This window comes from Streptomyces sp. NPDC001732, assembly GCF_053596315.1.
Genome location: NZ_JBSFFY010000049.1, coordinates 35921 through 49087 on the forward strand (window position 1 = coordinate 35921; position 13167 = coordinate 49087).

The 13167-nt window shown below is 70.7% G+C and carries 13 protein-coding genes and 1 pseudogene; 6 read left to right on the plus strand and 8 right to left on the minus strand.

Annotated elements, in window-relative coordinates:
- Positions 1 to 128: 128 nt before the first annotated feature.
- The 3 genes from ACWCXX_RS31095 to ACWCXX_RS31105 all read left to right on the plus strand — a co-directional run bounded on the left by ACWCXX_RS31095 (position 129) and on the right by ACWCXX_RS31105 (position 4256).
- Positions 129 to 2579, plus strand: a complete 2451-nt coding sequence (locus ACWCXX_RS31095) for a non-ribosomal peptide synthetase (RefSeq protein ID WP_451133051.1) — start codon at positions 129 to 131, stop codon at positions 2577 to 2579.
- A 115-nt stretch (positions 2580 to 2694) separates the two neighbouring features.
- On the plus strand, positions 2695 to 3660 hold the full coding sequence (locus ACWCXX_RS31100) for an aldo/keto reductase (RefSeq protein ID WP_451133053.1): 966 nt from the start codon (positions 2695 to 2697) through the stop codon (positions 3658 to 3660).
- A 5-nt stretch (positions 3661 to 3665) separates the two neighbouring features.
- Positions 3666 to 4256, plus strand: a complete 591-nt coding sequence (locus ACWCXX_RS31105; RefSeq protein WP_451133055.1) for a hypothetical protein — start codon at positions 3666 to 3668, stop codon at positions 4254 to 4256.
- 131 nt (positions 4257 to 4387) lie between these two features.
- Here ACWCXX_RS31105 and ACWCXX_RS31110 read toward each other — a convergent pair whose 3' ends face one another.
- From ACWCXX_RS31110 to ACWCXX_RS31120, 3 genes are read right to left on the minus strand one after another with little or no spacing between them, the layout of a single operon-like run.
- Positions 4388 to 4516: a hypothetical protein gene (locus ACWCXX_RS31110; protein ID WP_451133057.1), complete on the minus strand. Its 129-nt coding sequence runs from the start codon at positions 4514 to 4516 to the stop codon at positions 4388 to 4390.
- Positions 4513 to 5133: a TetR/AcrR family transcriptional regulator gene (locus ACWCXX_RS31115; protein ID WP_451133059.1), complete on the minus strand. Its 621-nt coding sequence runs from the start codon at positions 5131 to 5133 to the stop codon at positions 4513 to 4515. The genes ACWCXX_RS31110 and ACWCXX_RS31115 overlap by 4 nt, the downstream gene beginning before the upstream one ends.
- A gap of 55 nt (positions 5134 to 5188) precedes the next feature.
- Positions 5189 to 6361, minus strand: a complete 1173-nt coding sequence (locus ACWCXX_RS31120; RefSeq protein WP_451133073.1) for an amino acid deaminase/aldolase — start codon at positions 6359 to 6361, stop codon at positions 5189 to 5191.
- 198 nt (positions 6362 to 6559) lie between these two features.
- Between ACWCXX_RS31120 and ACWCXX_RS31125 the strand changes: the two genes are divergently transcribed.
- From ACWCXX_RS31125 to ACWCXX_RS31135, 3 genes are all read left to right on the plus strand, one after another.
- Positions 6560 to 7894 carry a D-arabinono-1,4-lactone oxidase gene (locus ACWCXX_RS31125; protein ID WP_451133061.1) on the plus strand — a complete coding sequence of 445 codons (1335 nt, stop codon included), beginning with the start codon at positions 6560 to 6562 and terminating at the stop codon, positions 7892 to 7894.
- A gap of 91 nt (positions 7895 to 7985) precedes the next feature.
- Positions 7986 to 8513: an amidase family protein gene (locus ACWCXX_RS31130; protein ID WP_451133063.1), complete on the plus strand. Its 528-nt coding sequence runs from the start codon at positions 7986 to 7988 to the stop codon at positions 8511 to 8513.
- On the plus strand, positions 8510 to 8950 hold the full coding sequence (locus ACWCXX_RS31135; protein ID WP_451133065.1) for an amidase family protein: 441 nt from the start codon (positions 8510 to 8512) through the stop codon (positions 8948 to 8950). Before ACWCXX_RS31130 ends, ACWCXX_RS31135 begins: the two co-directional genes overlap by 4 nt.
- A 17-nt stretch (positions 8951 to 8967) precedes the next feature.
- Here ACWCXX_RS31135 and ACWCXX_RS31140 read toward each other — a convergent pair whose 3' ends face one another.
- The 5 genes and pseudogenes from ACWCXX_RS31140 to ACWCXX_RS31160 form a co-directional block, all read right to left on the minus strand.
- Positions 8968 to 9762 (minus strand): ABC transporter ATP-binding protein, encoded by a 795-nt coding sequence (locus ACWCXX_RS31140; RefSeq protein WP_451133067.1) that lies wholly within the window; start codon positions 9760 to 9762, stop codon positions 8968 to 8970.
- Positions 9763 to 9767: 5 nt separating this feature from the next.
- The gene (locus tag ACWCXX_RS31145) at positions 9768 to 10733 is read right to left on the minus strand and encodes a FecCD family ABC transporter permease (protein ID WP_451133075.1); all 966 of its coding nucleotides are present in this window, start codon (positions 10731 to 10733) and stop codon (positions 9768 to 9770) included.
- A gap of 65 nt (positions 10734 to 10798) precedes the next feature.
- The gene (locus ACWCXX_RS31150; protein WP_451133069.1) at positions 10799 to 11839 is read right to left on the minus strand and encodes an ABC transporter substrate-binding protein; all 1041 of its coding nucleotides are present in this window, start codon (positions 11837 to 11839) and stop codon (positions 10799 to 10801) included.
- Positions 11840 to 12183: 344 nt separating this feature from the next.
- The gene (locus tag ACWCXX_RS31155) at positions 12184 to 12705 is read right to left on the minus strand and encodes a copper chaperone PCu(A)C (protein WP_451133071.1); all 522 of its coding nucleotides are present in this window, start codon (positions 12703 to 12705) and stop codon (positions 12184 to 12186) included.
- A pseudogene (locus ACWCXX_RS31160) lies at positions 12702 to 13052 on the minus strand (heavy metal translocating P-type ATPase); the annotation flags it as partial. The gene ACWCXX_RS31155 and the pseudogene ACWCXX_RS31160, both read right to left, overlap by 4 nt.
- Positions 13053 to 13167 lie beyond the last annotated feature (115 nt).

Below are 13167 nucleotides of genomic sequence, written 5' to 3' on the forward strand. Positions count from 1 at the left end.
CGACGAGCGTCGATCACTTGTGAGGCTCCTCACATTGAGGTGGGCGACGCGGGGCTACTACTGTCCCGATTTCCTGGCCGATGATTCAACTGCCTCCGAAGCACCCTCGATCAGGGAAGAAAAGGGACTTGACTTCTTCTGCCATTCAGCTCCCCACGGACCGGCCGCGCGGCACGCTCACACCCCGGTGCGGGGCAGTCGCGGTCAAGGAGTTACCGACCCCGTACGAGAACGCCGTCGCCGTCTTGGCGTCGGCCTGCCGGACTTCCCCCGCGAACGTCCTCCTGGCGGGATTCGCCGCACTGCTCCACCGCTGCTCCGGGCAGGAACTCGTCGATCTGCACGACGCTGGCGCGCCTGCTCCCGGAGACCTGATCCGCTTCACCGTCACCGGTGCGTCCACCCTCCGCGCCCTGGCCGAGAACACCACCCGCGGCCCCCTGGTCGCTGCGGAGGACCAGCCCGGTCCGGCCACCGTCGCCGTACGCCTCGGCGCTACCGGGGACGACGTCGCCGAGCGCCCGTACGAGATCGAGTTCGCCCTTCCCGACCCGTCGGGCCCCTCCCGGCGCGTCGAACTGCACTACGACCAAAGGCTTTTCGACGCCGCGACCGCGGAACGGCTGCTGACGCACTACGTGACCCTGCTCGGCGACGGTCTCTCCCGCCCCGACCACGCACTGGCTGAACTCGCGCTGCTCGGGCGGGACGAACTCCACCGCATCCTCGTCGAATGGAACGACACCGCCACACCGCTGCCCCACGACGGGGCGTGCCTGCACGAGGCGTTCGAGGACCTGGCGGAGCGGCAGCCCGACGCGGTCGCCGTGATCCAGGGGGCGACGCGGCTCTCCTACCGGGAGGTCAACACGGCGGCCAACCGGCTGGCGCACCACCTGGGCGGCCTGGGTGTCGGTCCGGACGACCGCGTCGCACTGCACCTTCGGCACTCCCCCGATCTCCTGGTTTCCATGCTCGCCGTGCTCAAGGCGGGCGGAGCCTACGTACCGCTCGACCCGACGCATCCGACGCCGCGGCTCAGGGCCCTGATCGAGGGGGCTGCGTGCGGGACGGTGATCACCAGCAGCGATCTCGTCGACGGCCCGGACGACGTCCGGCCGCCCGGCCGCACCGTGGTGCTGGACCGGCGGGCGGCCGTCCTCGCCGGTCTCCCGGAGCACAATCCGACGTCCGGGGCGGGCCCGGAGAACCTCTGCTACGTCATCCACACCTCGGGATCCACCGGCACCCCCAAGGCGATCGCCGTGTGCCACCGCGGAGTGGTGAACAACATCGCGGACCTCAACACACGCTTCGGGGTGGGCCCCGGGGACAAGGTCCTGGGCCTGTCCTCGCCCACCTTCGACATGTCGGTCTACGAGTACCTCGGCATCACCGCGGCCGGCGGCACACTCGTCCTCCCCTCCCCCGACCGCGCCAAGGACCCGGGGCACTGGGCGGAACTCGCGACGGACCACGGGATCACGGTGTGGAACACCGCCCCCGCGCTGCTGGAACTTCTCCTTGAGCACGTCGAGAACGCGGGCGACGGCCGCGGGGCCGCGCTGAGCAAGCTGCGTTTCGCCCTGCTCGCCGGCGACTGGATCCCGGTGCGGCTGCCCGACCGGGTCCGCAGGCACGCGCCCGGTCTCAGGTTCGTCGCACTCGGCGGAGCCACCGAGGCATCGATCTACTCGACCCTCCACGAGGTGGAGTCCACGGATCCGGCCTGGACCAGCATCCCGTACGGGCGTCCCATGGCGAACCAGCGCACCTACATCCTCGACGACCGGCTCCAGCCCGTTCCGCCCGGTGTCACGGGAGAGTTGTATCTCGCCGGGACCGGTCTGGCGCGCGAATACCTGAACCAGCCCGCCCTGACCGCCGAGCGCTTCATCACCTGGTCGTACGGTGACATCACCGACGAGCGGCTCTACCGGACGGGCGACCTCGCCCGGTTCGGCGCGGACGGAGTGATCGAACTGCTCGGCCGGGCGGACCTCCAGGTCAAGGTGCACGGTCTGCGCATCGATCTGGCGGAGATCGAGACGACGCTCCTGGAGCACCCGGCGGTCAAGGAGGCCGTGGTCATCGCGGAGTCCGGCGCGTCGACCACCCCCGTGCTCGTCGCCCATGTCGTCCCGCACGAGGGCGAGAGCCTCCAGGCGCAGGACGTACGCGCTCACGTCGCGCGGAAACTGCCCGCCTACATGGTTCCCAGCACCGTGGTGGAAATCGCGCGGATGCCGCTGAACCCGCACGGCAAGGTCGACCGGAGTGCCCTGCCCACCGCCTTCCCGCAGGCCGCCCGGGGAACGGAGCCGGGAGATCCGGCGGACGAGCCGGCCTCCCCGTGGGAGAAGCGGATCGCCGCGGTGTGGCGACAGGCCCTGGGGGTCGAGGTCGTACGCGGGGACGACAACTTCTTCTCGCTGGGCGGCGACTCCATGACGGCCCTGCGCATCATGGCGATCGACCCGGCACTCGTCTGGTCGGACGTCTACCTCCATCCCACCTTGCGGGAGCTGGCCGAACACCTTCGGGCCACGGCCGGGGACGCGGACGGTTCCGGGTCCTGAGGACCGTGGCAGCGGTGCCGCGAGGGCATCGCAGAAAGACCTCACATTCGACGCGCGGCGGTCCGGCCCGGACCGCCGCGCCGACAGAACTCAGAAGGCACCCTTGACTGCCATCATGCATTCCGATCTGGACGTTTTTCCTTTCTGCCTCGGCGGCAGCGTGTTCGGCTGGACCGCCGACAAGCCGACCTCCTTCCGCATTCTCGATGCCTATGTGGAGACCGGCGGGAATTTCATCGACACGGCGGACTCGTACTCCCAGTGGGCCCCCTCGAACACCGGCGGTGAATCCGAATCGATCCTGGGCGAATGGCTGGCGTCACGGAGAATTCGGGACCGCCTGGTGATAGCCACCAAGGTGGGTCGCAAGAGCGATCTGACGGGGCTCTCGCCAACGGTCGTCCGGCAGGCCGTCGAAGCTTCTCTCCGCCGCCTTCGAACGGACCGCATCGACCTCTACTACACACACGCCGACGACCCCCACACGCCCCTGGAAGAGACCCTCTCGGCACTTGACGGGCTGGTGACGGCGGGGAAGGTGCGCCACATAGGGGCCTCGAACATCAGCGCTCCCCGGCTGGCCGAGTCCCTGGCGATCTCGAAGCGATCGGGTCTTGCGGCGTACGTCGCCGTGCAGCCGCCCTTCAACCTGATGGAGCGGGAGGCGTTCGAGAGCGCTCTGGCCCCCGTCTGCGAGCGCGAGGGCGTCTCCTGCGTCCCCTACTTCGCCCTGGCACAGGGTTTTCTGACGGGTAAGTACCGCCAGGGGGCGCCCGCGCCGGAGAGTGTGCGCAGCGCTGCGGCGCAGGCGTACGGATCGACCGACCGCGGCCGGGCGGTGCTCCGCGCCCTGGACGAGGTCGCCGGCGAACACGACACCACCCCCGCCGTGATCGCCCTCGCCTGGCTCCGCGCGCAGCCCCATGTGGTCGCTCCCGTCGCCAGCAGCAGGACACCGGAGCAATTGGCCGAGTTGATTCCGGGAGCAGCCCTCGAACTCACCGAGAGCGACGTCCGCCGCCTGGACACCGCGTCCCGCCGCACCGCGGACGAGCATGCACGCACTCCCGACGGAGGATGAAACCCGTGACCATGAATCCGCACGCCGTGTCCATCGACTTCGATTCCCTGAAGTCTTTCATCTCGGCGGCTCACGACGAATACGAAAAGTGCTTACCGCATGAACCTCCATCCTGTTTCGCCCTCCTCCTCGGGACCGTGGAGGACGGCACCGCAGCCATCACCTCCATAGAGTTCGCGACCAACGTTCGCGCCACCGATCCAGTGGCGTTGGAGGAGTTTTCGCACTCGATAGAACCATGCTTCGGAAGCGCCTACAGAAACTCCCGGCGTGGTTTCTGGTGCTCCTCCGCCGACCTGCTGCGCATCCACCGTCAGGCGGAGCGCGAGGGAACCGAAGTGCTCGGGTCCTTCCATCTGCATCCCGACTGGCACCGCATCGGCCCGCCGGAAGAGCGCGGACTCCGCATCAGCGAGGAGCCGACGCCGATGGACCGCTACATGTTCGACAACAGCCGGTACCCGGTCAACATGATCTGCTACCTGGAATCGGGCGCACAGACGGTGTCCGCCGCCCTCGCGGCATGGGGCCCGCCCCCGGAGGACGAACCCGACGCCCCGTGCCCCCGCCTCGCCCTCAGGTTCAGCGTGCCCTGAGGCGCACCGACCGCCCCGCTTCCCCGGAAGCCCCAGGTCAGGCGCCCCGCTCGACCGGCGCCGGAATCGCCCCGCACTTCACATGACGTGTCATCAGAAACGTGGCGGTGGAGAACATGCCGAACAGAACCTCAGGCCGGGGAGGTGAGGCCGGTCTTCGGGGCGTGGACGCGTTGGTGGGCGGGTGCGGCGGTGGCCGGGCGGGGTTCGCGGAGAGTTCGCAGGAGCAGCGCGAGGGCGTGCGTGCTCGGACTCGTCATGTGCGGGCTCCCTCCCGGTCGGGCGCGGCGACCGCGCACAGGTGGTCGACGTACTCGTCGAGGGCGGCCAGGGACTGGGGGTCGTCGCGGTCGATGAGCCAGGTGAGGGTGAGGCCGTCCATGACGCCGAGGCTGTAGCGGGCGAGGCCGGCGGCGTCGACGGTCCAGCTGATGCCGGCCGTGTCGGCGATGGCATCGAGGTGGTCGCGCATGACCTGGAGGTAGTGGGCGTACTGGCGGCGGGCGACGTCCGCGAGGCCGGGCTTGCGCAGGGCGTACTGGGTGAGCTCGTAGGTGACGAGGTGTTCCTCGGGGCGCTCGCGGACCCGGTCCCAGTAGGTGTGGAGGGCGGTGCGGATGATGTCGTGCGGCGTCGAGTCCTCCGCCCGCGTCGCCGGGGCCGGGACCGGGGGCAGGGTGCGGTGCATGATCCGTTCGATCACGCCGTGCAGCAGCTCCTCCTTGGAGCGGAAGCAGTAGTGGAAGGCTCCGAGAGGGAGTCCCGCCTCGCCGACGATCGCGCGGGTGGTGGCCTTGGCGACGCCGTCGCGGATCATGACCTTCAGGGCGGCCTCGACCAGCTGCTCGCGGCGTTCCTCGGCTGAGCGGCGGGTCATGTGCACTCCTTCGAAGCGGTGGGTGGCCGGGGCACCGTACCCCGACCGCGGGGGATCACAGGAAGGCGTGGCGTTCGCCCCGGTACGTCGGTACGACCTCCACCACCCGGTCGCCGTCGACCAGGTGCAACTCCTCGACCCGCTCGCACAGTTCACCGGCCTTGGCGTGCCGGAACCAGACCCGGTCACCCAGGCGGAGTCCGTCCGCGGCGGCGCCGGTGAGCGGTGTCTGGACTTCGCCCGCGCCCTCCCGGGGCAGCGTCCGCAGCCCCTGCGGCCACACCGGCACCGGCAGCCGGTCGGGCCCCGGGGCGCCCGAGGCGATCCAGCCGCCGCCGAGGACCGTGACGTGGCCCGGGGCGGGGCGGCGTACGACGGGCAGCGCGAAGTACGCCGCCGGGAGCGGCCGGAAGGCGCGGTAGTGGTCGAAGAGCCGGGGCGCGTACAGCCCGGACCCGGCGCCGAGTTCGGTGACGGCCGGCTCCGCGGAGGTGGTCTCCAGGCTGCCGGTGCCGCCGCCGTTGACGAACTCCAGCGGGGCGACCGCGCGTACGGCCCGGACGGCGGCGGCCCGGCGGTGCCGGAGTTCGCGGGTGGACATCCGCCGCATCAGCCGGACGGTCGTGCGGGCCGCGCGCGAGCCGGGCCGGTCGTCGCCGACGCCGGCGATCTGCCCCTCGTACGACATCACCCCGACCAGGCGGAGACGCGGCCGGGCGACGACGGCGAGCGCCAGGTCGCGGGCCTGGTGCGGGTCGTGCGTGGGCGAGCGGCGCATGCCGAGGTGCAGGCGGCCGCCGAGCAGTCGCAGCGAGGCGTCGACATCGAGGCAGACGCGGATCGTCGGCCCGGTCGGGCCGACAGCGGCCGCCACGAGGTCCAGCTGCTCCGGCGAGTCGATCATGATCGTGACACGCGCGGCGAGCCGCTCGTCCCCGGCCAGGCGGGCGAGCGCATCCGTGTCGGCGGTGGGGTAGCCGACCAGCACGTCCTCGTGCTCCTCCGCGAGCCACAGCGCCTCGGGGAGCGTGAAGGCCAGAATGCCGCCGAATCCGGGCAGTCCGAGGACCTCGCGCATCAGCGCGCGGCAGCGCAGCGACTTGCTGGCGAGGCGGATCGGCTTGCCGTCGGCCCGGCGGGCCAGCTGCGCCGCGTTGGCGCGCAGGGCCTGGACGTCGACCACTGCGAACGGCGGCTGGAGATGGGCCGTGGCCCGTTCCAGTTCCACGAACCCGGCCGGGGTGCCGGGACGCGCCGGGTGGGCGGGGAGTGATGCGGTGAGCTGCTGAGACGTCACGTCTCCCATTGACTGCGGGCCTTTCTCCGGACCTGCTGCGGGCGCGGCCACCATCCCTTGGTCAAGCGTCCAAGTCAAGGGTCCAAGACTCTTGACGTGACGGGGTGCGGCACCCCACGCTTCCGGTCCATGACGAGTACGAGCACGAGCACGTGGCGGAACTGGGCGGGAAACGAGACGGCGCGTCCGGCCCGTGTGGTGCGTCCCGCGGACACCGGCGAGGTGGCCGCCGCCGTCGAGGACGCGGTACGGGACGGGCTCGGCGTCAAGGCCGTCGGCGCCGGCCACTCCTTCAGCCCGGTCGCCGTCGCCCCGGGCGTGCAGCTGCGCCTCGACCGCATGTCCGGCCTGCGTTCGGCCGACCGGGAGACCGGACTGGTCACCGTCGACGCCGGGATGCCGTTGTGGAAGCTCAACCCGCTGCTCGCCGAACTCGGCCTCGCCATGGAGATCCTCGGCGACATCGACCGCCAGACGATCTCCGGCGCCGTCTCGACCGGCACTCACGGCTCCGGCACCCGCTACGGCGGCATCGCGACCCAGGTCCGGAGGCTCGAACTCGTTCTCGCCGACGGGTCGGTGGCCACCTGCTCGCCGACCGAGCGGCCGGAGCTCTTCGCCGCCGCGCGCGTCGGCCTCGGTGCCCTCGGCGTCATCACGGCGGTGACCCTCCAGTGCGTCCCGCTGTTCGCCCTGCACGCCCACGACTCCGCCATGCCGGTCGCCGAGACGTTCGACCGCGTGCACGAACTCGCCGACGCCAACGACCACTTCGAGTTCTTCTGGTTCCCGCACAGCACGACGGCCCTGACCCGCCGCTTCCACCGCCTGCCCGCCGACGCCCCGCTGAAGCCGATCGGCGCCGTCGCCCGACGCGTGGACGAGACCGTCAGCAACCTCGGCTTCGAAGGGCTGAACCGGCTCGGCACGCGGTTCCCCGGCCTGGTCCCCCCGATCACGCGCTTCGCCGCACGGGCGATGTCCACGCGGGAGTGGTCCGATCTCTCGTACCGCGTCTTCGCCTCGCCCCGCGACGTCCGTTTCCACGAAGGGGAGTTCGCCGTCCCGCGCGAGCACGTCGTCGACGCGCTGAAGGAGATCAAGCGGTGGATCGACGCCCACGAGGAGCGGGTGTCGTTCCCGTTCGAGGTGCGCTTCGCCGCGCCCGACGACATCTGGCTGTCGACCGCGTACGGCCGCGAGAGCTGCTACATCGCCTTCCACCAGTACCATCGCATGCCTCACGACCGGTACTTCCGGGCCTGCGAGGACATCCTCGGCACGTACGGCGGCCGTCCCCACTGGGGCAAGATGCACCAGCTGGACGCCGGGCGGCTCCGGCCCCGCTACGAGCGCTTCGACGACTTCGTCGCCCTGCGCGACGCGCTCGACCCGACCGGAGTCTTCGCCAACCCCTACCTCGACCGTGTCCTGGGAACCAGCCCCGAGGGAGTCCGGCCGTGACCCAGCCCCTGCACCCGGAGATCTGCGACGCCACCGCCACCGGTCTGGCCCGGCGGCTGCGCGCCCGTGAGCTGTCCCCGCGCGGGAGGTGGTGACCGCGCACCTGGAGCGGATCGAGCAGCTCAACCCCGAGATCAACGCGATCGTCTCCCTGGCGGCCGAGCGGGCCGTGGAGGAGGCGGCCGCGGCCGACGAGCGTCTCTCGCGCGGCGAGGAGGTGGGCCCGCTGCACGGTCTGCCGGTCGCCCACAAGGACACCCACAACACGGCCGGCATCCGCACCACCCACGGCTCGCCGCTGCTCGCCGAGCATGTCCCCGAGCACGACGACGTCAGCATCGAGCGGATGCGCGCCGCCGGGGCGATCACGATCGGCAAGACCAACGTGCCGGAGTTCGGGGCGGGTTCGCACACCTTCAATCCGCTGTGCGGACCCACGCGCAACCCGTACGACCGCACGAAGTCGGCCGGTGGCAGCAGCGGCGGCGCGGGGGCCGCGCTCGCCGCCGGCCTGCAGCCGCTCGCCGACGGCAGCGACATGGGCGGGTCGATCCGCAACCCGGCCTCGTTCTGCAACGTCGTCGGTCTGCGCCCCTCGCCCGGCCGGGTGCCGCTGTGACCCAACTTGACCCCTGGGCCACGCAGGTCGTGCAGGGTCCGCCGGCTCGCACGGTCGAGGACGTCGCTCTGCTGCTGTCCGTGATGGCCGGGTCCGATCCGCGCTGCCCGATCTCGATCGGCGAGGACCCCGCCGTCTTCGCCGCGCCCCTCGCCGCCGATCCGCGGACGCTGCGTGTGGCCTGGTCGCCGGAGCTGGGCGGAGCCGTGCCGGTGGAGCCGGCGGTGGCCGCGGTCGTGGCGGAATCGGCCCGCGTCTTCACCGAACTGGGCTGCGCGGTCGAGCGGGACTGTCCCGACTTCACCGGTGCCGACGAGGTTTTCCGCATCCTGTGCGGCCGGCATGCCGGGCACCGCGAGCACTGCCGTATCTGTTCGGAGACGGCCAGAACCGCCGCCGAGGCATGCGAGGTACTGCTCACGGCCCTCAAGCGCTGAACAGCACCTCGGAAAAACTAGTTCGCTACGCGAGCGTCCGCGCTCAGCGGATCCGCCGCGTATGTCAGCCGCACCACTGCGTCCTCGTCGCGCCGTGCCGACGCGGCCACGCCGAAGACCTTCGCGAGTACGGCCGGAGTGAGCACGTCGAGGACAGGCCCGGCCGCGACGACGTCGCCCCGGTCGAGCACGACGAGGTGGTCGCAGAAGCGGGCCGCGAGATCGAGGTCGTGCAGGACGGCGAGCGTCGTCGTGCCGGCGGACCGGATCAGCTGCAGCAGTTCGAACCGGGCGCGGATGTCGAGGTGGTTGGTCAGCTCGTCCAGGACGAGCAGGTGAGGCTGCTGGGCCAGGGCCCGCGCGAGCAGGACACGTTGGCGCTCGCCACCGGACAGTGAGGCGTAGTCGCGGTGCGCCAGGTGCCGGACACCACACCGGTCCACGGCGTCCTCCACTGCATGCTGGTCCTGAGGTCCGTCGCGTCCCAGCAGGTCGTGGTGGGGCGCCCGTCCCAGGGCGACGGTCTCGATCACCGTGAGGCCGCCGCTGCTGCCGGTTCCGTCCTGGAGGACTGCGGCGGTGCGCAGGGCGGCGGCGCGCGGGCTGAGTTTCCAGATGTCGTCGTCGCCGACCCGGACCACTCCCTCGGCCGGCCTGAGGGAACGGTAGACGGCACGCAGGAGGGTGGACTTGCCGCTGCCGTTGGGGCCGACGAGTCCGACGAGTTCGCCGGGCCGGGCATCAATGTCGACGCCGTTGAGGATCGGGTGCCGGTCGAGGGTGATGTGGAGCCGGTCGACGGTGAGGCGCATATGTGTCAGTCCAGACCCTTGTTGCGGCGCAGCAGCCATAGGAAGAAGGGGGCGCCCAGCAGGACGGTGAGGATGCCGAGCGGGAGTTCGCTCGGCCGGTTCAGGGTGCGCGAGAGCAGGTCGACGAGGACGAGGTAGACCGCTCCGAGCAGTGCGGACAGCGGCAGCAGTCTGCGGTGGTCGGCGCCGGTGGTGAGCCGTACCAGGTGGGGGATCATCAGCCCGACGAAGCCGATGCCGCCCGCGACGGCGATCACCGAGCCGGTGAGCAGGGCGCTGAGCAGGAGCAGGAGGGTGCGGAGCCGGTTGACGTCGGTGCCCAGCGAGGTGGCGGTCTCGTCGCCGGCGAGAAGCACGTTGAGCTTGCGGCCGAAGAGGGTGAGCAGGGCGGTGCAGCCGATGACGACGGTGGTGACGGCGGGCAGTTGGTGCCACTGGGCACCGGCCACGCTGCCGAGCATCCAGAACATCACGGTACGCAGTTCGGTGGGGGTGGCCTGGAGCTGTACGTAGCTGGTGGCCGACAGGAACACGTAGCCGACCGCCACTCCGGCCAGAATCAGCCGGGTCGGCGCCATCCGGCCACGTCGACGTCCCAGCCAGAACACCAGGGCGCCCGCGACGACCGACCCGGCGAACGCGGCGGCCGACACCCCCACTCCGAACAGCGCCGCTCCCCCGCCCAGGGTGATGACGAGGACCGCGCCGAGCGTGGCGCCGTAGGAGAAGCCGAGCACGAACGGGTCGGCGAGCGGGTTGGCGACCACTGTCTGCAGGACCGCGCCGGACAGGGCGAGCCCCGCGCCCGCGACGGCGGCGAGCACCACGCGTGGGGTGCGGAACGTCCACACGATCTGGTCCACGGCCCCGTCACCGGGAGGGCTGCCGATGCCGGTGACGTGGTGCAGGACGATGCGCCACACCTCGCCCAGCGGCACGTTGACCGCGCCGATGCTGACGGCGGCCAGCATCACGGCGACCAGCACGAACGGCAGGACGACGAGTGCGAGCACCGCGCGGCGCCGGCCCGGTGGGGTCAGAACGCTTCCGGGTGCAGCTTCTTCGCGATTTTCTCCACGGCCCGGTCGTTGTCGGGGCTCAGGTAGATCGAGTCGGACACCGTCACGTACGTCTTGGTCTTCGCGGCCGGCCACTGGGGGAACTCCTTGAACAGTTTCTCGGCGTAGGCCGCGGGGTTCGGGTCCTGGTAGGCGATGACGACGAGCGCGTCGACGTCGGTGGCCGCCACCTTCTCCTTGCTGAGGTCGGCGAACGACGTCTTCGACGCGTTCTCGAAGACGTTGGCGGCTCCTGCCTTGTCGAGAATGTCGTTGTAGATTCCCTTGGCCACCACCGCGCTGAATTCGTTGCCGCCCATCATCATGTTGGTGAACAGCATCATGACTTTCGGTTTCTTCTTGCCCTTCACCTTCGCCGCGACGTCGGCGATGTGCTTGCGGGAGGCGGTGATGATTTTCTCCGCACGGTCCGGTACGTGAAATATTCGGCCCATGTCGCGCAGGAGCCGGTAACTGTCCTCGATGGTGAGTTTGGAATTCTCGTCGTGGCAGCCCTGCGGGGAAATGTAGGTGCGCGCCCCCGCGTTCTTGAGTTCGTCGCGGGTCGCGAATCCGTTCTTCGCGTCGAAGCCGTACGACGTGGTGGACAGGACGAGGTCGGGGCGCAGCCCGATCATCGATTCGCGGGGGATGCCGAAGGCGTCGTTCAGCTTGACGCCGCCGGTCGGGAGTTTCTTGATCGCCTCGGCGCGGCCGGGCACCTCGGACATGCCGTACGACTGCTGGTTCGCGACGATCTTGTCTCCGAGCCCCAGGGCCAGCAGCGTCGAAACCTCGGCGACTGAGGCGCCGTTCATGACGACGACCCTGCTCGGCGCCTTGTCGAAGACCTGTGCCGTGCCGCAGTTCTCGACCTTCACCGGATAGCCGGCGCCCCCGGGGGCCGCTCCCGCACGAGCGCCCGAGGTGTCGTCATCGGCCGATCCGCCGCACGCCGTGGCCGCGAGGCTCAGGGCGATGACGGCCGCGACGGCGGCTGCTGGTCTGGTGACGGGCATGCGCGTTCCTCCGGTGTCCGCGGGAGGGGGCCGATCCCCCGATCCAGTAGTCGGGCGGTCCAGCTTTCCGGTTCCCGCAATGCACGGAGAAAGGAAGAAATCCTGCCGGCTGCCTCCCGCACCGGGACGGGGTGTGGCGATCAGGGCAGCCGACAGGAGTGCGGAGTGCGCTCGGGAAGGCGAATTCCATCGCACTCCGCAGGCAAGATGCTGGCACGGACCGGGCCCACGCGAAAGGCGCATTACCGCACATCCACTCGTGAGGATTCTCCTTTTCCCCGCCGGGAACCAAGGGGCACCGCCTGCCGACTACCTTGAACTGCGGGGCGGCATGCGGCTCACGATCAGAGCGATCCGGGCCGCACGACTTCCGCCCGCACGCGCACCGTGCCGCTGTGCGTGAAATGCAGATCGAAGGAGATCCGGTCGCCCAGGTGCCAGTCCGGGTCGGCGGCCACGGTGACGTCGCTGGACATCGGGCTCATGTCCAGCGTGCCGCGCGCCGGCACCTGAAGCCGGTCGGCGACGTCACGGTAGGCCGCGCCCTCCGGCGTCATCCGGTGGCGGCTCAGAGCGATCCCGTCTCCGATCGAGGGGGAGGTCACTTCCGTCAACTCGTCCGCGGAGTCACCCTGGTTGGTGATGCGGAAGAAGGCGGCCGTGTCCGGAGTGCCGCCAGTCGGCAGGAAGACGCGGGCGCGGCAGACGGCGAGGTCGGGCGGCGTACCCGCATTCCCGAGGGACGTCCACGCGGTCAGCCCGCCCAGCGCCACCACGCAGGCGACCACGGGGGCGGCTGCCGCGAGCAGCGACTGTCGCAGTCTCCCGGCCCTCCGTGCGACCGGGGCGGTCATGGATATGTTCACCAGGTGCTCCTCGCCCGCTGTCCGGGCTTGTGCGGGCGGGCGGCGGTGGGGGCGGGCTGCCAGGTGCGCAGGCGCAGGCTGTTGACGACGACGAGGACCGAGCTGAGCGACATCGCCGCGGCGGCCAGCATCGGGTTCAGCAGGCCGACCATGGCCAGCGGCACGGTGACGACGTTGTAGCCGAACGCCCACACCAGGTTGGCGCGGATGGTGCCGAGGGCGGCGCGGGACAGCCGTACGGCGTCGGCGAGCGCCTCGATCTCGCCGCGCACGAGCGTCACGTCGGCGGCGCCGATCGCCACGTCCGTGCCGGCGCCCATCGCGATCCCGAGGTCGGCCGAGGCTAAGGGCTGTCCCGTAATCCTCAGTGGATCAGCGCGCGGCGTCAGATGCGGTGCATCGCAAGGCGGAGGGGCGTCCGCATACTGGATGTATTCGGACGTTCCGACAACGCAGCGAGGT